The sequence below is a fragment of the Mycobacterium sp. NGS24 genome (assembly GCF_059813065.1).
Map to the genome: position 1 here is coordinate 399,876 of NZ_JCALDW010000003.1, position 18,329 is coordinate 418,204.

Below are 18,329 nucleotides of genomic sequence, written 5' to 3' on the forward strand. Positions count from 1 at the left end.
GATCTTCGAACAATTCAAGTGATAGATGCATTTCTCGCAGGCCAGCGCGGCCCTCAGCGTGCGCAGTCTCGTCGGCCTGGGTGAATTCGTTGTGCCGCATCGTTTGCCGACCCGGCGGCAGCGCCGGGCCGTGCCGACAGGTGGTGACCGGTGCTCTATACGACTCGTGGCGAACGAATATTGCCGACCGGGCGGTTTGGTTGAATCGGGGCACGCGGAAAAGACTTCGAGCAATTTGCTGAATAGTATTCCACTACCTGGCTGTCACATTCACCGACACCGGCCGTCGGCGCCGAACGACGTGGTGGGCGCCCCCGACGCGGCGCCCGACGGCCGTCCCTGCGAATTGACGAGTCAGTTAATTCGATTTTGCCGTCCGAAAGCTCTCGTCATTTGTCCAGCACCCGGGTGACCTTCTCCGTTTCGACCCGACGCGGCAACGCGCCTGGGTCGGGGTTGGCCACCTGGACCAGCGACCCGCCCACCGACAGCACCGTCAGCAATCGGTCCACCAGGTGCTCGGGCCGGTCCCAGGCCAAGCTGGACAACACCCGATCCTCGCCGGTCAGACTCTGCAACGCCGCGGATTGTGCACAGGCGGCCAGCACCTGGGCCGCAGACTGACCGGCCAGCGCCGGGCCGGGGGTGCGCGCGGGGACGACCTGATCGCCATGCACCCGCACCGCCGTGGCGTAGTCGGTGACGCCGATCGGCAGATCAGGCACCGGCTTGCCGAAGGGATCCAACGACAGCACGGCGACCTCGCCACCATTGGCCGCGTCGTCGGCCTCGTCGAGCCGGTCGATCGTGCACAGCGCGACCTCGGCCGGTCCGTCCCGCACCGCTTCGGCGCCGATCCACCACACCCCGAACAGCACCGCCGCCGTCTGCCAGTGCGCCGGCAGCAGAACGGCGACCCGACTGCCCGGCCCGGCGCCCAGTTCGTCGCGCAACAGATTGGCCGTCTTGGCCGCCCAGTTGGCCAGCGTCACCGCGGACAGCTCGATCCGCTCGCCGGTGGCGTCGTCGTAGTAGGTGATGCGCGGGCCGACCGGGTCGGCGCGCAGCATCGGGTCCAGGATCGCTGCGGACAGCGTGGTCAGGGCAGACACGGCACGGTCAGTTTATGCACTCGGGGTTCTCGGAGCCCGCGGTCAAGATCGGTGACGGCGCCGGGACCGTGCCACCCGTGCTGTTGCCGGCCGCCGCACTCGAGACCCGCGCGGACGTCGCTGTCCCACCGTCGAGTCCGGATCCCGGGCCGGTGTAGTCGTTGGCCAGCACCACCCGCACCGATCCGGCCGGTATCGAGGTGTCGGCGACGACGGGCAGCCCGCCCAACAGTTTGGCGACCTCCTGGGCGCCCAGGTCGTCGGTCTTGGCGACCCGCACCTGACTGCCCTTGACGTGGCCACCCTCGTTGTTGCCCACCGAGCCGGCGGTAAAGCCCTTGGCGCTCAACGCATCCGACACCGCCGACGCGAGGCCGTTGATGTCGGTGTCGTTGACCACATTGGCGGTGGTCTTGGCCGGCGTGTAGGCCAGTTCCTCGGTTTTGCCCTGATCCTGTTCGTGCAGCAGGCCGCCGACCCACTCCTGAACCTGGTGGGCGTCCACCCGCACCACGCTCTGCATGCCGTCGTCGCTCCAGCCGGCACCGTCGAGCACCGGGATGGTCGCGAACGCCACGTTGCCACCGGCCAGCTGCTGCAGCTGCCGCACGAAATCCATGATGTCCCAACCGGAGGACAACACCACCGAGCGCTGCACGGCCTGCTCGAGTCGTCGCAGGGTGGCGGGACTGGACAGCGTCTTCCCGGAGATCACCCGGTGGGCCAGCGAGGCCATCACCGCCTGCTGGCGCACCACCCGGTCCAGGTCGCCGCGCGGCAGTTCGTGACGCTGGCGCACGAAGCTCAGCGCCTGGGGGCCGTTCAGCTTCTGCCGGCCGGCGGGGAAGTCGGCGCCGGAAAGAGGTTCGTAGACAGCGTCTTTGAGGCACACCTCGACGCCGCCGAGCGCATCGGCGATCAGGGAGAAGCCCAGCAGTCCGATTTCGGCGTAGTGGTCGACGGTGACGCCGGTCAGGTCGGCCACCGTCTTGATCAGCGCTTCGCGGCCCGCCTCGGTGCCGACCGCGGCGGCCTCGCCGGCCGAGGCGCCGGCTTTGACCAGGCTGACGCGCTTGGTCTCGCGGGTCTGTCCGTACACGCCGTTGATCTTGGTCTTGCCCAGGTTGGGGGCCTGGACGTAGGAGTCGCGGGGGATCGATATCGCGGTGGCCGACTTCCCGTTGTCGGGGATGCGGATCAGGATGATGGTGTCGGTGTTGGTGGCTTCCTCGTCGCCGGCGCGCAGCGATGCCAGCTCCTCAGCGGAGAGCGGGTTGCCGTGCGCGTCGGTGCGGCTGTCCAGGCCCACCAGCAGGATGTCGATCGCGCCGTCGTCGGCTCCGTGGCCCAGCGAGGGTGCCGACATGTGGAAGATGCCGTCCTCGAACGACTTCACGTTGCTCCAGGCGACGCCGGTACCGAGTACGACCAGGACGGCCATTGCCGTGCAAACCACACGCATCACACGAGTCACACTCTGCTCAAACACCACTGTAGGTTACTTGCGCAACACCGGCTTTCCGGGTAGCCAGGCTCGGCGTGCCAGACTCAAGACATGTCAGCCAGGCTCGTGATCACCGGTGCGGGCGGTCAGCTCGGCAGCCTGATACGCGCACAGGCCACCCGCGCCGGGCGGAACGTGCTGGCCAGGACGTCATCGGAATGGGACATCACCGACCCCGCCGCGGCCGCGGTGATCGAGCCCGACGACGTGGTGATCAACTGCGCCGCCTACACCGACGTCGACGGCGCCGAAACCGACCAGGCCGGCGCGTACGCCGTCAACGCCGCCGGTCCCGAGCATCTGGCGCGTGCCTGTGCGCGCACCGGTGCCCGACTGATCCATATCTCGACCGATTACGTGTTCGACGGCGCGCAGTCGCGGCCCTACGAGCCGGGCGACCCGACCGCGCCCCAAGGTGTTTACGCGGCCAGCAAGCTCGCCGGGGAACAGGCGGTGCACGCCGCGCTGCCGGACGCCGTCGTGGTGCGCACCGCCTGGGTCTACACCGCTGGGGTGCACCGCAACGACTTTGTCGCGGTCATGCAGCGGCTGGCCGCCGGAGACGGACCGGTCAAGGTGGTCGACGACCAGACCGGATCACCGACCTACGCCGCCGATCTGGCTGCCGCGCTGCTGGAGTTGGCCGACAGTGACGTTCGTGGGTGCCTACTGCACGCCGCCAACGAGGGTGTGGTCTCCCGATACGAGCAGGCCCGGGCGGTGTTCGAGGAAAGCGGCGCCGACCCGCAGCGGGTCAATCCGTGCGGCACCGACGAGTTTCCGCGGCCCGCCACGCGCCCGTCGTATTCGGCGCTGTCCAATCGGGCCTGGGTGGCGGCGGGCCTGGCCCCGCTGCGTCCGTGGCGCAGTGCGCTGGTCGCGGCGTTGACCGCGGCGACCGATCGACCGTTACCCTCAACGCGTGACTGACGTTCTGCCGGTCGTTGCGGTGACCTATTCGCCGGGCCCGCACCTGGAGCGGTTCCTGGCGTCGTTGTCGCTGGCCACCGAACGTCCGGTCAGCGTGCTGCTGGCCGACAACGGCTCCACCGACGGAACACCGCAGGCCGCCGTCCTGCGCTATCCCAATGTGCGGTTGCTGCCCACCGGGTCCAACCTCGGCTACGGGACGGCAGTCAACCGCACCGTCGCCAAGCTCGACCAGCGCGACGAAAACTGGATGGACGACTGGGTGATCGTGGCCAACCCGGACGTGCAGTGGGGCCCGGGCAGCATCGACGCGCTGCTGAACGCCGCTGCCCGGTGGCCGCGGGCGGGTGCGCTGGGCCCGCTGATCCGGGACCCCGACGGGTCGGTGTACCCGTCCGCGCGTCACCTGCCCAGCCTGGTCCGCGGCGGCATGCACGCGGTGCTCGGCCCGGTCTACCCGCGCAACCGGTGGACCCGTGCGTACCGGCAGGAACACCTGGAGCCCAGCGAACGCCCGGTGGGCTGGCTGTCGGGGTCGTGCCTGCTGGTGCGGCGCGCGGCGTTCGACCAGATCGGTGGTTTCGACGAGCGCTACTTCATGTATATGGAGGACGTCGACCTCGGCGACCGGCTCGGCAGAGCCGGCTGGCAGTCCGTGTACGTCCCCACCGCTGAGGTGCTGCACCACAAAGGCCACTCCACCGGCCGGGACCCGGCCAGCCACCTGGCTGCGCATCACCGCAGTACCTATATCTTCTTGGCGGACCGGCACTCCGGATGGTGGCGCGCCCCGCTGCGCTGGACGCTGCGCGGTTCGCTGGCGGTGCGTTCGCGCCTGATGGTGCGCAGCGCGCTGCGCCGGTCGCGCAGATCGTTGCAGCGGGAACTGGCAGAAGGGCGGCACTGAGTTGGCAACCCACCACGTCGATGCGGTGGTCCTGGTCGGCGGCAAAGGCACGCGACTGCGGCCCCTGACGCTGTCCGCGCCCAAACCGATGCTGCCGACGGCCGGGCTGCCATTTCTCACCCATCTGTTGTCGCGGATCGCCGCCGCCGGCATCGAGCACGTGGTGCTGGGCACGTCGTACCGGGCCGAGGTGTTCGAGGCCGAGTTCGGCGACGGATCCAAGCTCGGCCTGCAGATCGAGTACGTGACCGAGGAGAACGCGCTGGGCACCGGCGGCGGCATCGCGAATGTCGCCCCCAAGCTCCGCCACGACACCGTCATGGTGTTCAACGGCGACGTGCTCTCCGGCGCCGATCTGGGCCAGTTGCTCGAGTTTCATCGCGGGCATCAGGCCGACGTGACGCTGCACCTGGTCCGGGTCGGTGATCCGCGCGCGTTCGGTTGCGTCCCCACCGACGACACGGACCGGGTCGTCGCCTTTCTGGAGAAGACACAGGACCCGCCGACCGACCAGATCAACGCCGGCTGTTACGTGTTCGGCCGCGACATCATCGACCGCATTCCGCGCGGGCGCGAGGTGTCGGTGGAACGCGAGGTATTTCCGTCGCTGCTGTCGGCGGACGACGTCAAGGTGTGCGGCTACGTCGACGCCACCTACTGGCGCGACATGGGCACCCCGGAGGACTTCGTGCGCGGCTCGGCCGATCTGGTGCGCGGCATCGCGCCGTCGCCGGCCCTGCACGGGCAGCGCGGCGAGTCGTTGGTGCACGACGGCGCGGCGGTGGCGCCGGGCGCGCTGCTGATCGGCGGCACCGTCGTGGGCCGGGGCGCCGAGATCGGCGCGGGGGTGCGGCTGGACGGCGCGGTGATCTTCGACGGGGTCAAGGTCGAGGCGGGCAGTGTGATCGAGCGCTCGATCATCGGGTTCGGTGCCCGCATCGGGCCGCGGGCGCTGATCCGCGACGGCGTGATCGGCGACGGCTGCGACATCGGTGCGCGCTGCGAACTGCTGCGCGGGGCGCGGGTGTGGCCAGGGGTCTCGATTCCCGACGGTGGGATCCGCTACTCGTCGGACGTCTGAGCTTCCTCCGGGCGGCGGGCCCGATCCACCAGGTACGCCAACGCGTGATCGGTGCCTTCGGGCAGCGCGTCCGCCGGCCACCAGCGCAGGTCGTCGGACTCGTCGCTGATGGCGATCCGGGCACCGCTCGGCGCACGCGCCACGAACTGCAGGTCCAGATGCCGGGTCGGCTTGCCCAGCGAGCAGGTCAGCGCGTGGACGTGCACGGCAACGAGTTCCGGGTCCAGCGCCAGGTCGGGGATGCCGGACTCCTCGACGGCCTCGCGCAGCGCGGCGGCCTGGATGTCGGCATCGACATCCTGCTCGCAGTGTCCGCCGAGTTGCACCCAGCGGCGCAGCCGGGGATGCAGGGTGAGCAGCACCCGCTCGCCGCTGTCGTCGAGCACCAGGGTCGAGGCGGTGATGTGCCCGGGCTCGCACTCCCGCAGGCACGCGTCCGGGCGGGCCAGCACGAACCCGAGCACGGCCTGGCGCAGCGCGTCCTGGGCGGGTTCGGGCGCCTGCCACCCGGCGAGCAGGTCGATCACCGAATCCCGCAAGCTCATCGGTGGATCAACAGATCCGCGACCGGCGCCGGCTCGCGCGGTTCGATCGCCTCGGCGGGGTAGCCGATTGCGATGGCCCCCAGCGGCTCCCAATCACGGTGCAGGCCAAGCTCTTCGCACACCAGGTCGGCGGCGAAGATCGTCGACCCGATCCAGCAGCTGCCCAGGCCGCGGACCGCCAGCGCAACCAGCAGACCCTGGACGGCGGCGCCGACGGCGACGGTGAACATGGTGTGCTCGGCCTCGGTGCGGGCGGCGTCCGGGTAGCTGTGCGCGCCGTCGGGCACCAGAAAGGGTATGACGACTTCGGGCGCGTCATAGAGAATCTGGCCGCGCGAGACGCGGCGCTCCACCGCATCGGCGGGCTTGCCGTCACCGCTCAGATCGGTCCGCCACTTGTCTTTCATCCGGTCCAGCAGCCGATTTCGGGTGGCCTGGGTCTGCAGCCACACGAACCGCACCGGCCGGGTGTGGTGCGGCGCCGGGGCGGTCAGCGCCTCGGCGACCGCGGCTTCGACCAGCTCCGCCGGCACCGGTTCGCTGCTGAACTGCCGCACCGAGCGGCGCATCAGCTGGGCCTGGCGGTGACCCAGGTCGAGGGCCTCGGCGGTGCCGAGCCAGAACAGGTCTTCGGTGCCTGCGCGCACCAGGTGCCGCGCGGTCGTGCCGTTGTCGGCGGGTTCGAGCCCCCGGATCACCGCCACCGGCATCGCGGTCAGCTTGCCCTTCACCAGGTCGGCTGCCGCCGCGATCTCGTCGGCGACGGCGATCTCGGTGACCACCAGATCATTGCCGTGCTGATCGACGGCGCCCGAATAGTTGTGCAGCACAGCTATTCCCGCACTTCCCACCGCAGCGTCGATCTGGCCGTTACGCCAGGCCCGGCCCATGGTGTCGGTGATCACAACGGCGACGGTGACCCCGAGCAGTTCACCCAGCCGCGCCCGCAGCGCGGCGGCACTGCCGTCCGGGTCCACCGGCAGCAGCGCCAATTCCGATGTCCCGACGTTGGATCCGTCCACCCCGGCCGCGGCCTGGATCAGGCCCAGCCGGTTCTCGGTGATCAGGGTGCGTCCCTTGCGGGCCAGCACCCGGACCGCCTCGCCGTCAATCAGCTTACGGCGCAGGGTATCTCGCTGCTCAGGATCCGGGGGAGCCGGCACCAGGCGGCCTTCACATTTGGACACCACCTTGCTGGTGACCACCACCACGTCACCGTCGCGCAGCCATGGCATGGCGGCGGCCAGCGCGGCGCCCAGGTCGTCACCGGGACGGAACTCGGGAAGCCCGGGAGCGGGCAGGATCTCGATCCTCCCGGCGGTGCCGTGTTCGCCCGTCGGCGGCAGCGTGGGCTGCCCGGTCATACTGTCACGCCAGCCAGTTCCAGCCCGGCGCGCACCATCTCAGCCGTGGTCGCCGGGTCGCTCATCAGAAGCGGGATGGATCGCACCGCCACAGCGTCGATTTCGGCGCGATCACCCTCGTGGATCAGCCAGCAGTCCAGTATCCCGGTGGTGCCGCGCGCACCGTAATGCCGCCCGACGGCCTCAGCGGTGGAGTCCACGCCGATCACCGATAGACAGGCATCGGCCATGCCGCGCAACGGTTTTCCACCGATGATCGGTGAGTACCCGACCACCGGGGCGGTCGCGGTGCGCAGGGCGGCGCGGATGCCGGGTACCGCCAGGATGGCCCCGACGCTCACCACCGGATTGGACGGTGCCAGCATGATTACGTCGGCTTCGGCGATGGCCGCCACCGCTTCTGTTGTGGCGCTAGCCTTTTCGGCTCCGACGAAGGCGAAACTGTGGGTGGGGACTTGGGCGCGGTAGCGAACCCACCACTCCTGGAAGTGGATCGCTTTGCGCGAACCGTCGGACGGATCGGTGATCACCACATGCGTTTCACAGCGGTCGTCGCTGGCCGGCAGCAACCGCGCGCCCGGCTGCCAACGATCGCACAGTGCGGCGGTGATCTGCGACAGCGGGTAACCGGCGTTGAGCATCTGAGTTCGAATCAGGTGGGTGGCCAGATCGCGATCGCCGAGCCCGAACCAATCGGGTTGCACCCCGTAGCGCGCCAGTTCCTCTTTGGCATGCCAGGTTTCGTCCCGATGGCCCCAGCCGCGCTCCGGGTCCACCCCGCCGCCCAGGGTGTACATGCAGGTGTCCAAGTCCGGGCAGATGCGTACGCCGTGGATCCACGCGTCGTCGCCGATGTTGACGACGGCGGTCAGTTCATGACCGGTTTGGTCCGACCGAGCAAACTGTCCCAGGCCGAGGAAGTGTTGTGCGCCGAGCAGGAAGCGGGCGCCGCCGACGCCGCCGACCAACACGGTGACCTTCACACCGCAGGACAGTACCCGTCGCGCGCGGACGGGTTGTTATCGGTAACCACTGTGGCACAAGGGACTTGTGATAATACTGTGTTCGACACGCCCGAGTGCCGAAACAACAGAAACGCCGAAATTCGGTTACGAGATGGTATGGAAATGCGCCGAAGTGCTTGACCAGGGTCACCGGCACGTGTCTAATCACATCAGTGTCATTTCCCGGTTGGCCGGCCGGTTCCGGTGTCGCAGACCGAGATTCGATCACTTGTTCGAATTGGGTATCTGTACATCAGAACAGTGGTAAACCATTCACTCTCTATCAGTGAGGAGGCGGAGTCATGTCCTATGAATACCTTCGGGGCGTAATGGGGGGCACACCGCACACCACGTCCGGCTCGGTCGTGACGTCTCTGCCGACACCGAAAGCACCCGTCCGTCCTCATCTCAGCGTGGTTCCGGATGCGCCCGCCGCATTCGAGCCCGAGCCACTGCCGGAAGTCCCCGCCGACCAATGGCAGGACAAAGCGCTGTGCGCCCAGACCGACCCCGAGGCCTTCTTCCCGGAGAAGGGTGGCTCCACCCGCGAGGCGAAGAAGATCTGCCTGGGGTGCGAGGTCCGTCATGAGTGCCTCGACTACGCGCTGGCCCACGACGAGCGGTTCGGCATCTGGGGTGGACTGTCCGAGCGCGAACGTCGCCGCCTCAAGCGCGGCGTCATCTAGTCCGCCGCACAAAGTTCAGTCGTCGATCGTCGGGTCGATGACCGACGGCTCCACGTCCAGGTAGATCGCCACCTGGGCCACCAGGATCTCGTGCAGCAGGTCACCGAGTTCGACGGTGTCTTTCGCCCGTCGCTCAATCGGCTTGCGGAACAATACAATTCGCGCCCGCGTCGCGTTGCCGCGCACGTCGACCCCGGCGGGTATCAGACGGGCCAGGGCGATCGGTCCGTCCGCGATCACCTCAGGTGGCCACTGCACGCTGTCGGGATCCTTGGCCGCGATGCGGGGGATCTCGTCGACGGCGACGTCGAGTTCGGCTACCCGCTCACCGACCCGTCGCTCAATGGGTTCGTAGGCCTCCAGCACCGCCATGTCGAACCGCTCGGCGCGGCTGCGCCAGCCCGGCACGGTGGGCGGCAGCAACGGGCCGCGCAGATCGCGGCCCCTGCGCCGGGATCGGTGCCCGAACGTCCCGGCCCACCTGCCCGCAGGCCGACCGCTGCGGCCGGAGCCGCGGGAATCGCTCACGCGCCGATGGTAACGGTTGTACATCGTGGCTAGAACCGATGCGCGTGTCCGGCGCTTGAGCGGCGTTTGCGCACGATAGCCTTTCGCTCGTGAACGTACCCCGTCGCTGCTGCCGGCCCGGGTGTCCGCACTATGCAGTGGCAACGCTGACGTTCGTTTACTCGGACTCCACGGCGGTGGTCGGACCACTCGCTACCGCGCGGGAACCCCACTCCTGGGATCTGTGTGTCGGTCATGCCGGCCGCATCACCGCCCCGCGTGGCTGGGAGCTGGTGCGCCACGCCGGACCGCTCAACGCCGAGCCGACCAATCCCGACGAGGACGACCTGGTGGCGCTGGCCGATGCGGTGCGCGAGGGCGGGGTGCGTGCGAGTGCGGTCGTGAACGGCTTCACCGCGCGGGTCGACGGATACGACGGGTACGACGACATCCCACGCGCCGCTGGGGTAGGGGATCCGGTGCATTCGGCGGGAGCTCACGCCACCGGTGTGCTGGCGCCACCCGAACATCGGTCCGGACGCCGGCGCGGACACCTGCGGGTCCTGCCCGATCCTGCCGACTGAGCGCGCCGAACCGTCGATCGCCAACCGGACCGTTCCGGTCCGCAGTGTCGGCGGGCCGATAGGCTGACGGCGAAGAGTTCACGTCGTCAGGAGCACCCCACATGTCTTGGCCCGCCGCGGCTGTCCACCGTGTGATCAAGGCCTACGACGTCCGTGGGCTGGTCGGTGCGGAAATCAGCGAGCCCTTCGTCGCCGACGTCGGTGCCGCCTTCGCCCGGTTGATGCGCAGCGAGGGCGCCGGCCGGGTGGTGATCGGTCACGACATGCGCGACAGCTCCCCGTCGCTGGCGGCGGCGTTCGCCGACGGCGTCACCGGTCAGGGCCTGGACGTGGTGCGCATCGGTCTGGCCTCCACCGATCAGTTGTACTTCGGCTCGGGTCTGCTGGACTGCCCCGGTGCCATGTTCACCGCCAGCCACAACCCGGCGGCCTACAACGGCATCAAGCTGTGCCGCGCGGGTGCCAAACCGGTCGGTAAGGACACCGGTCTGACCGTCATCAGCGAGGACCTGATCGCCGGCGCGGCGGCCGGCTACGACGGCCCGGCCGGATCGGTGACCGACCAGGATGTGCTGGCCGACTACGGCGTGTTCCTGCGCTCGTTGGTGAACACCGCCGACCTGCGCCCGCTGCGGGTGGCCGTGGACGCCGGCAACGGCATGGCCGGCCATACCGCCCCGGCGGTGCTCGGTGCCATCGACTCGATCACGTTGTTGCCCTTGTACTTTGAGCTCGACGGCACCTTCCCCAACCACGAGGCCAACCCGCTGGACCCGGCGAACCTGGTGGACCTGCAGCACTTCGTGCGCGAAACCAACGCCGACATCGGCCTGGCGTTCGACGGCGACGCCGACCGTTGCTTCGTGGTCGACGAGCGTGGCCGGCCGGTCTCGCCCTCGACGGTCACCAGCCTGGTCGCCGCGCGCGAGCTGACCCGCGAGATCGGCGCCACCGTCATCCACAACGTGATCACCTCGCGCGCGGTGCCCGAGCTGGTGGCCGAGCGCGGCGGCACGCCGCTGCGCTCGCGCGTCGGGCACTCCTACATCAAGGCGCTGATGGCCGAGACCGGCGCGATCTTCGGTGGGGAACACTCGGCGCACTACTACTTCCGGGACTTCTGGGGCGCCGACTCCGGAATGCTGGCCGCGTTGTACGTGCTCGCGGCGCTCGGTGAGCAGCAGGACCGGCCGCTTTCCGAGCTGACCGCCGACTACCAGCGCTACGAGTCCTCCGGCGAGATCAACTTCACCGTCGCCGACGCGGCGGCGTGCGTGGATGCCGTGTTGAAGGCGTTCGGTGGCCGGATCCACTCCATCGACCACCTGGACGGGGTGACCGCGGACCTGGGCGACGGCCGCTGGTTCAACTTGCGCAGCTCCAACACCGAGCCGCTCTTGCGGCTCAATGTCGAGGGGCGCAGCATCGAGGATGTGGACGCGGTGGTCGCACAGATCAGCGAGCAAATCGCGGCCCGGGCCGACCCACCCCAGGCGGGACCGTGAGCACCGTCGGAGCTGTCGATCTCGAGGACGCCGAGGGTCTGCTGGCCGCCGACCGGGACGGCCTGCTGCGGGCGGCGTCGATGGCCGGCGCCCAGGTGCGCACCGTGGCTGCCGCGCTGGAGGAGGGCGAGCTCGAGTCCCTCGGCGGCAACGACCGGCCGCGCAGCGTGATCTGGGTGGCCGGGCGCGGCCCCGCGGAAACGGCCGGGGCTCTGCTGATCTCGACGCTGGCCACCGACGCTGCGGCGCCGATCGTGCTGGCCACCGAGGCTCCGTCCTGGATCGGTCCGCTGGATGTGCTGGTGGTGGCCGGCGACGATCCCGGGGACCCCGTGCTGGTCGGCGCGGCCGCCACCGGGGTGCGCCGCGGAGCGCGGGTGGTGGTGGCGGCGCCGTTCGAAGGTCCGCTGCGTGACTCCACCGCGGGCCGGGTCGCGGTGCTGGCGCCCCGGTTGTGGGCGCCCGACGAATTCGGGCTGTGCCGGTATCTGGCGGTCGGTCTGGCGGTGCTGCAGACCGTGGACTCCCGGCTGCCTCTTGATCTGGGGGCGCTGGCCGACGAACTGGACGCCGAGGTGCTGCGCAACAGTGCCGCACGCGAGTTGTTCACCAATCCGGCCAAGATGCTGGCGGCGCGGCTGACCGGGTGCCAGGTGGCGCTGGCCGGGGACAGCGCCGCAACGCTGACGCTGGCCCGGCACGGCAGTTCGATGGTGCTGCGCAATGCGCAGCAGGCGGTCGCAGCCACCGGCCTGGCGGACGCGGTGGCTGCGCTGCGCGGTGGGCCCGGCGGCCACCCCGCGACGGAACACGACCTGTTCCACGACGAGCAGATCGACGGGCCGCTGCCCCAGCGGTTGCGGGTGCTGGCGCTGACGCTGGCCGCTGAGCGCACGGTGGTCGCCGCCCGGGTGGCCGGGCTGGACGACGTCTACCTGATCGGTGCCCAGGACGTGCCGGAAGCGCCGGCGCCCACCGCTGCTCAGCGCGTCGAGCAGCAACTGGCGGTGCTGGCCGTTCGGCTCGAGATGGCGGCGGTTTACCTGCGATTGGCACGGGGATAGATACAGGGTGGAACTGCTACGCGGAGCCATGCGCACCTACGCCTGGGGGTCGCGCACCGCACTCGCCGAATTTACCGGGCGGCCGGTGCCGGCCGCCCATCCCGAGGCCGAACTCTGGTTCGGCGCTCACCCGGGCGACCCGGCCTTTCTGCACACGCCGCACGGCGAGACCTCGTTGTTGACGGCACTGAGCGCCGACCCCGAGGGCCAGCTGGGCGCGGCGTCGCGGGCACGGTTCGGCGACGTGCTCCCGTTTCTGGTCAAAGTGCTGGCCGCCGACGAGCCGCTGTCGCTACAGGCCCATCCCAGTACCGCGCAGGCGGTCGAGGGGTATCGGCGCGAGGAGCGGCTCGGCATTCCGGTGAATTCGCCGGTGCGCAACTACCGCGACATCAGTCACAAACCCGAACTGCTGGTGGCGTTGCAGCCGTTCGAGGCGCTGGCCGGGTTCCGGCAAGTGGCCCGCACCAGCGACCTGCTGCGGGCGCTGGCCGTCTCCGACCTGGACCCGTTCATCGACCTGCTCGGCGAGGGGTCCGACGACGAATCCGATGCAGCCGGCCTGCGGGCGTTGTTCACCACCTGGATCACCGCCCCCCAGCCCGACCTCGACGTGCTGGTGCCCGCCGTACTCGACGGGGCCATCCAGTATCTGAGCTGCGGGGCCACCGAGTTCGCCGGCGAAGCGCGCACGGTGCTGGAACTGGGGGAGCGCTATCCCGGTGACGCCGGCGTGCTGGCGGCGTTGCTGCTCAACCGCATCAGCCTGGCCCCCGGCGAGGCGATCTTCGTGCCCGCCGGCAACCTGCACACCTATCTGCGCGGATTCGCGCTGGAGGTGATGGCCAACTCCGACAACGTGTTACGCGGCGGCCTGACCCCCAAGCACGTCGATGTGGCGGAACTGCTGCGGGTGCTGGATTTCACCCCGTCCGCCGAGTCGCAACTGCGTCCGCCGATCCGCCGCGACGGCCTGGCCCTGGTGTACGAGACCCCGGCCGACGAGTTCGCGGTCGCGCTGCTCGTCCTCGACGGTGAGCAGCTGGGCCACGAGGTCGACGCGCCGTCCCGCCATGACGGACCGCAGATCCTGTTGTGCGCCGAGGGGGAGCTGACGGTGCACGGCAAGACCGGGTCGCTGACGCTGGAGCGCGGGGCGGCGGCCTGGGTGGGCGCCGACGACGGTCCGATCCGGCTGTGCGCGCGCCAGCCGGCCAAGGTGTTCCGGGCTACGGTCGGCTTGTAACCGCCCGCCGGGCCAACCGGCGCTCGCGTTTCTCGCCTACCCACAAGCGCATGTTGTGCGCGATGGTGCGGCCCAGGATGGACGGTGTCGGCACCATATACAAGCTGTCGAGCAGCGAGAAGCGGCGCAGAAACCATTCGCCGAGCACGGGATTGGTCTCGGCGGCGCCCAGGAACTGATCGAACAGCCCGCCCGCCGCGCGGTACCAGCGCGGTTCCGGGTCGGCGACGGCGTGGTGAAAAGTCACGTCGCCGATCGCGTTCATCATCCACACCGGGAAGGTGGTTTTGGCGGTCAGCCGACTCAGCTCGGTGGCCAGGTCCACGTCGGGGGTCTGCAGGGCTTGGCGCAGATTGCGGGCCTGCAACGAGGTCATGGTCATGCCCTGGCCGAAGGTGGGGTTGAAGCTGGCCACCGCGTCGCCGAACGGGATGATTCCGCCCGGGAAGCGCTCCACCTTGTGGTAGCGGCGCCAGCGGCTCACCGGGAAGGCGTGATAGGAGGGGTCGCCGACGGGTTCGGACTGCGCCAGCGCGGCGTTGAAATGGTCCGGCAGCATTTCTTTGGCCAGGCCCAGCATGTCCGGGAAGGTCCGCGGCGGTTTGGTGTGGCCCACCCCGAACGTCGTCAGCACCCAGGTGCGGTCCTCGTAATACAGCATCCCCAGCCCGAGCGGCTGGTCGTGGGAGGCCCCGGCGACCACCACCTTTTCCTGGATCAACCCCTCAGGCATCCGGAACCGGTGGGTCGCGTAGTTGATGCCGATGTCCACCGTCGTCTCCGGTGCGCGCTGGTAACCCCACTGCGTCAGCCAGACCGGCAGCCGGGTGCCGCGCCCGGCAGCATCCACCACCAGGTCGGCCGGCACGAACTCGGGATCCTGACCCGGGGTTTCGGGGTCCAGCAGCACGCCGGTCACCCGCTGTGTGGCAGGTTCGAATCGCGGTTCGGCGACGGGACGCTGCACGATCTCGACGTTGGCCAGCTCGAGCACCCGGCGTCGGAGCTGCCATTCCAGGTGCGGGCGGCTCGGCACGTAGGCGGTGAACTCGTCGCGCAGCGTGTGCCCGGTGCCCAGGACGTGTCCGGCCGCCCCCAGGTGGATACAGTCGGGCCGGTTCTCCAGCATCGGCACGCCCGCGGCGACCATGTCGTTGAGCAGGCCCGGAAACAGGCTCTCGAACTCGTTGGCCCCGCGGGCCATCAGCATGTGCAGGTGCCGGTCCTGCGGGACGGCGGCCCGGCTGGCCGGCTCGCCGGGCAGCTCGTCCCGCTCGAACACCGTCACCTGCGTATAGAAGTCCGACAGCACCTTCGCCGCGGACAATCCGGCGATGCTGGCACCGATGACTATTGCGTGATTCTTGTTCTCCGCGCTCCCCACCATCTGGGCAGAGTACCCAGTACTGTCCGGTCCATAAGTGATTGAAGGGGCGTGCTCGGATGGCAGATCGCTGGCGCAGGAAAACGGTCGAGCAGTCGATCGCCGACACCGACGAGCCGAGCACCCGGCTGCGTAAGGACCTCACCTGGTGGGATCTCGTCGTCTTCGGTGTCTCGGTGGTGATCGGGGCCGGCATCTTCACCGTCACCGCGTCGACCACCGGTGACATCACCGGCCCCGCCATCTGGATCTCGTTTCTGATCGCGGCGGGTACCTGTGCCCTGGCGGCGCTGTGCTATGCCGAATTCGCCTCCACGCTGCCGGTGGCCGGCAGCGCCTACACCTTCTCCTACGCCACCTTCGGCGAGGTGCTGGCCTGGGTGATCGGCTGGAATCTGGTGCTGGAACTGGCCATCGGCGCGGCGGTGGTGGCCAAGGGGTGGTCGAGCTACCTGGGCACGGTCTTCGGGTTCGCCGGCGCGGTCCAGCACTTTGCGTGGTTCACCTTCGACTGGGGCGCGCTGCTGATCGTCACGCTGGTGGCGGTCCTGCTGGCGCTGGGCACCAAGTTGTCGTCCCGTTTCTCCGCCGTGGTGACCACCATCAAGGTGGCGGTGGTGCTCCTGGTGGTCGTCGTCGGGGCGTTCTACATCAAGGGCGCCAACTACCGGCCGTTCGTGCCCGAACCCGAGGTCCAACACGGCGGCAACGGACTGGACCAGTCGGTGCTGTCGCTGATCACCGGGGCGGGCGGCAGCCACTACGGCTGGTATGGCGTGCTGGCGGGTGCTTCGATCGTGTTCTTCGCGTTCGTCGGCTTCGACATCGTCGCCACCATGGCCGAGGAGACCAAAGACCCGCAGCGCAACGTGCCGCGCGGCATTCTGGCGTCGCTGGGCATCGTCACCGTCCTCTACGTAGCGGTCTCGGTGGTGTTGTCCGGGATGATCTCCTACACCCAGCTCAAGACCGTCGATCACCACTCGGCCAATCTGGCCACGGCGTTCCAGGCCAACGGCGTGCACTGGGCCAGCGGCATCATTTCGGTCGGTGCGCTGGCCGGCCTGACCACGGTGGTGATGGTGCTGATGCTGGGTCAGTGCCGGGTGCTGTTCGCGATGGCCCGCGACGGTCTGTTGCCGCGCGGACTGGCCAAGACCAGCGCCCGGGGCACCCCGGTCCGCATCACCGTGCTGGTGGCGGTCGTGATCGCGGCCACGGCTGCGGTGTTTCCGATCGACAAGCTCGAGGAGATGGTCAACGTCGGCACGCTGTTCGCGTTCGTGCTGGTCTCGGCCGGTGTCATCGTCCTGCGCCGCTCCCGCCCGGACCTGCAGCGCGGGTTCAAGGCGCCGTGGGTGCCGTTGCTGCCGATCGCCTCGGTGTGCGCGTGTCTGTGGCTGATGCTCAACCTCACCGCCCTGACCTGGGTGCGCTTCGGGGTGTGGCTGGTGATCGGGGTGGTCATCTACGTCGGATACGGACGGCGGCATTCGCTGCAGCGGGGTCGTGCGGCGCAGGTGGAGGTCAGCACGCCGTAGACAAATGGGATGTCTTTGAGCATTTGATTTACAATCATGGCCTCTTTGTCTAGACAAGAGACGCAAACTGCCGTAATGTCCAATCTCATCGTGGTGTGACACACAAGGAGGTTTGGCATATGACCACCCAGATCGACGCCCAGGCGACGGGAGCTCCGGCAACGGAGTGGCGCGACAAGAAGCGCTACCTGTGGCTGATGGGACTCATCCCCCCGACGGCGCTGTTCGTGATGCTGCCGATCAGCTGGGGGCTCAACCGGCTGGACTGGCACTTCGCGGCGCAGGTGCCGCTGTGGATTGGCCCGATCCTGCTCTACATCCTGCTGCCGCTGCTGGACCTGCGGTTCGGCCCCGACGGCCAGAACCCGCCCGACGAGGTGATGGAGCGGTTGGAGAACGACAAGTACTACCGGTACTGCACCTACATCTACATCCCGTTCCAGTACCTGAGCGTGGTGCTGGGCGCCTACCTGTTCACCGCGTCGAACCTGCACTGGCTCGGCTTCGAAGGCGGCCTGGGCTGGTTCGGCAAGATCGGCGTGGCGCTGTCGGTGGGTGTCCTCGGCGGCGTCGGGATCAACACCGCCCACGAAATGGGCCACAAGAAGGACTCCCTGGAGCGCTGGCTGTCCAAGATCACCCTGGCCCAGACCTGGTACGGCCACTTCTACATCGAGCACAACCGCGGGCACCACGTGCGGGTCTCCACTCCGGAGGACCCGGCGTCATCCCGCTTCGGCGAGACGTTCTGGGAGTTTCTGCCGCGCAGCGTCATCGGCAGCGCCCGCTCCTCGGTGCACCTCGAAGCGCAGCGGATTCGCCGGCTCGGCAAGAGCCCGTGGGACCCCCGCACCTACCTGTCCAACGACGTCCTGAACGCCTGGGCCATGTCGGTGCTGCTGTGGGGCGTGCTGATCGCGGTCTTCGGGGTGAGCCTGATCCCGTTCATGATCATCCAGGCGGTGTTCGGCTTCGGCCTGCTCGAAGCCGTCAACTACCTCGAGCACTACGGGCTGCTGCGGGAGAAGAAGGAGAACGGCCGCTACGAGCGGTGCGCCCCGGTGCACAGCTGGAACTCCGACCACATCGTCACCAACCTGTTCCTCTACCACCTGCAGCGGCACAGCGACCACCACGCCAACCCGACCCGGCGCTACCAGACGCTGCGCAGCATGGCCGGCTCGCCCAACCTGCCCAGCGGGTACGCCTCGATGATCACGCTGACCTACTTCCCGCCGCTGTGGCGCAAGGTGATGGACCACCGGGTGCTCGAGCACTACGACGGCGACATCACCAAGGTCAACCTGCACCCGCGGCTGCGGGCGAAGCTGCTGGCCAGGTACGGGGCCGCCCACGAGGTGGCCG

Annotated in this window: 17 protein-coding genes; 10 read left to right on the top strand and 7 right to left on the bottom strand. The window is 68.9% G+C overall.

Features of this window, described 5'->3' with window-relative positions; translation table 11 throughout:
- Positions 1-389 precede the first annotated feature (389 nt).
- Both AC5Y6Y_RS07365 and AC5Y6Y_RS07370 read right to left on the bottom strand, forming a co-directional pair.
- Positions 390-1,070 carry a TIGR03089 family protein gene (locus AC5Y6Y_RS07365; protein ID WP_463828358.1) on the bottom strand — a complete coding sequence of 227 codons (681 nt, stop codon included), beginning with the start codon at positions 1,068-1,070 and terminating at the stop codon, positions 390-392.
- A 49-nt stretch (positions 1,071-1,119) separates the two neighbouring features.
- On the bottom strand, positions 1,120-2,574 hold the full coding sequence (locus tag AC5Y6Y_RS07370) for an LCP family protein (RefSeq protein WP_473139793.1): 1,455 nt from the start codon (positions 2,572-2,574) through the stop codon (positions 1,120-1,122).
- Between the two features lie 93 nt (positions 2,575-2,667).
- Here AC5Y6Y_RS07370 and rfbD point away from each other — a divergent pair, with 93 nt between their 5' ends.
- Genes rfbD through manB form a run of 3 tightly spaced genes read left to right on the top strand, consistent with a single transcriptional unit; the run spans position 2,668 to position 5,534 of the window.
- Positions 2,668-3,546, top strand: coding sequence for a dTDP-4-dehydrorhamnose reductase (rfbD, locus tag AC5Y6Y_RS07375; protein WP_473139710.1), 879 nt, complete (start codon positions 2,668-2,670; stop codon positions 3,544-3,546).
- Complete coding sequence (locus AC5Y6Y_RS07380; protein ID WP_473139709.1) at positions 3,539-4,453, top strand: glycosyltransferase family 2 protein; 915 nt, start codon at positions 3,539-3,541, stop codon at positions 4,451-4,453. Before rfbD ends, AC5Y6Y_RS07380 begins: the two co-directional genes overlap by 8 nt.
- A 1-nt stretch (position 4,454) precedes the next feature.
- A complete protein-coding gene (manB, locus tag AC5Y6Y_RS07385; protein WP_463828284.1) occupies positions 4,455-5,534 on the top strand; it encodes a mannose-1-phosphate guanylyltransferase in 1,080 nt (359 codons plus the stop codon).
- Here manB and AC5Y6Y_RS07390 read toward each other — a convergent pair.
- Genes AC5Y6Y_RS07390 through cofD form a run of 3 tightly spaced genes read right to left on the bottom strand, consistent with a single transcriptional unit; the run spans position 5,516 to position 8,426 of the window.
- Positions 5,516-6,079, bottom strand: a complete 564-nt coding sequence (locus tag AC5Y6Y_RS07390) for an NUDIX hydrolase (protein ID WP_473139708.1) — start codon at positions 6,077-6,079, stop codon at positions 5,516-5,518. The genes manB and AC5Y6Y_RS07390 overlap by 19 nt on opposite strands.
- Positions 6,076-7,443: a coenzyme F420-0:L-glutamate ligase gene (locus AC5Y6Y_RS07395; protein ID WP_473139707.1), complete on the bottom strand. Its 1,368-nt coding sequence runs from the start codon at positions 7,441-7,443 to the stop codon at positions 6,076-6,078. Before AC5Y6Y_RS07395 ends, AC5Y6Y_RS07390 begins: the two co-directional genes overlap by 4 nt.
- The gene (cofD, locus tag AC5Y6Y_RS07400; RefSeq protein ID WP_473139706.1) at positions 7,440-8,426 is read right to left on the bottom strand and encodes a 2-phospho-L-lactate transferase; all 987 of its coding nucleotides are present in this window, start codon (positions 8,424-8,426) and stop codon (positions 7,440-7,442) included. Before cofD ends, AC5Y6Y_RS07395 begins: the two co-directional genes overlap by 4 nt.
- Positions 8,427-8,776: 350 nt before the next feature.
- On the opposite strand from cofD, the gene AC5Y6Y_RS07405 reads away from it, so the two are divergent.
- A complete protein-coding gene (locus AC5Y6Y_RS07405) occupies positions 8,777-9,133 on the top strand; it encodes a WhiB family transcriptional regulator (protein WP_463828356.1) in 357 nt (118 codons plus the stop codon).
- 15 nt (positions 9,134-9,148) lie between these two features.
- Here AC5Y6Y_RS07405 and AC5Y6Y_RS07410 read toward each other — a convergent pair whose 3' ends face one another.
- Positions 9,149-9,568: a metallopeptidase family protein gene (locus AC5Y6Y_RS07410; protein ID WP_473139792.1), complete on the bottom strand. Its 420-nt coding sequence runs from the start codon at positions 9,566-9,568 to the stop codon at positions 9,149-9,151.
- A 182-nt stretch (positions 9,569-9,750) separates the two neighbouring features.
- On the opposite strand from AC5Y6Y_RS07410, the gene AC5Y6Y_RS07415 reads away from it, so the two are divergent.
- The 4 genes from AC5Y6Y_RS07415 (at position 9,751) to manA (ending at position 14,039) form a co-directional block, all read left to right on the top strand.
- Positions 9,751-10,224: a DUF3499 domain-containing protein gene (locus AC5Y6Y_RS07415; RefSeq protein ID WP_463828280.1), complete on the top strand. Its 474-nt coding sequence runs from the start codon at positions 9,751-9,753 to the stop codon at positions 10,222-10,224.
- 101 nt (positions 10,225-10,325) lie between these two features.
- Positions 10,326-11,729, top strand: coding sequence for a phosphomannomutase/phosphoglucomutase (locus AC5Y6Y_RS07420; protein WP_463828279.1), 1,404 nt, complete (start codon positions 10,326-10,328; stop codon positions 11,727-11,729).
- The gene (locus AC5Y6Y_RS07425) at positions 11,726-12,793 is read left to right on the top strand and encodes a TobH protein (protein ID WP_473139705.1); all 1,068 of its coding nucleotides are present in this window, start codon (positions 11,726-11,728) and stop codon (positions 12,791-12,793) included. Before AC5Y6Y_RS07420 ends, AC5Y6Y_RS07425 begins: the two co-directional genes overlap by 4 nt.
- A 7-nt stretch (positions 12,794-12,800) precedes the next feature.
- On the top strand, positions 12,801-14,039 hold the full coding sequence (gene manA / locus AC5Y6Y_RS07430; RefSeq protein WP_463828277.1) for a mannose-6-phosphate isomerase, class I: 1,239 nt from the start codon (positions 12,801-12,803) through the stop codon (positions 14,037-14,039).
- On the opposite strand, the gene AC5Y6Y_RS07435 is transcribed toward manA, so the two are convergent.
- Positions 14,023-15,393, bottom strand: coding sequence for an FAD-dependent oxidoreductase (locus AC5Y6Y_RS07435; RefSeq protein ID WP_473139791.1), 1,371 nt, complete (start codon positions 15,391-15,393; stop codon positions 14,023-14,025). The two genes, manA and AC5Y6Y_RS07435, sit on opposite strands and share 17 nt — an antisense overlap.
- An 89-nt stretch (positions 15,394-15,482) precedes the next feature.
- Between AC5Y6Y_RS07435 and AC5Y6Y_RS07440 the strand changes: the two genes are divergently transcribed.
- Both AC5Y6Y_RS07440 and AC5Y6Y_RS07445 read left to right on the top strand, forming a co-directional pair.
- Positions 15,483-16,964: an amino acid permease gene (locus AC5Y6Y_RS07440; protein ID WP_473139704.1), complete on the top strand. Its 1,482-nt coding sequence runs from the start codon at positions 15,483-15,485 to the stop codon at positions 16,962-16,964.
- 119 nt (positions 16,965-17,083) lie between these two features.
- Positions 17,084-18,329, top strand: a 1,246-nt coding sequence (locus tag AC5Y6Y_RS07445; RefSeq protein WP_499927265.1) for an alkane 1-monooxygenase, incomplete at its 3' end; no start/stop codon positions are given.

What these genes read in the sequence shown, in the direction of transcription:
- AC5Y6Y_RS07390 (WP_473139708.1), bottom strand. Translation starts at nt 6,079, where the DNA reads ATGAGCTTGCGGGATTCGGTGATCGACCTGCTCGCCGGGTGGCAGGCG.
- AC5Y6Y_RS07365 (WP_463828358.1), bottom strand. Translation starts at nt 1,070, where the DNA reads ATGCTGCGCGCCGACCCGGTCGGCCCGCGCATCACCTACTACGACGAC.
- AC5Y6Y_RS07395 (WP_473139707.1), bottom strand. Translation starts at nt 7,443, where the DNA reads ATGACCGGGCAGCCCACGCTGCCGCCGACGGGCGAACACGGCACCGCC.
- AC5Y6Y_RS07420 (WP_463828279.1), top strand. Translation starts at nt 10,326, where the DNA reads ATGTCTTGGCCCGCCGCGGCTGTCCACCGTGTGATCAAGGCCTACGAC.
- AC5Y6Y_RS07405 (WP_463828356.1), top strand. Translation starts at nt 8,777, where the DNA reads ATGGGGGGCACACCGCACACCACGTCCGGCTCGGTCGTGACGTCTCTG.
- rfbD (WP_473139710.1), top strand. Translation starts at nt 2,668, where the DNA reads ATGTCAGCCAGGCTCGTGATCACCGGTGCGGGCGGTCAGCTCGGCAGC.
- AC5Y6Y_RS07370 (WP_473139793.1), bottom strand. Translation starts at nt 2,574, where the DNA reads ATGCGTGTGGTTTGCACGGCAATGGCCGTCCTGGTCGTACTCGGTACC.
- AC5Y6Y_RS07440 (WP_473139704.1), top strand. Translation starts at nt 15,483, where the DNA reads ATGGCAGATCGCTGGCGCAGGAAAACGGTCGAGCAGTCGATCGCCGAC.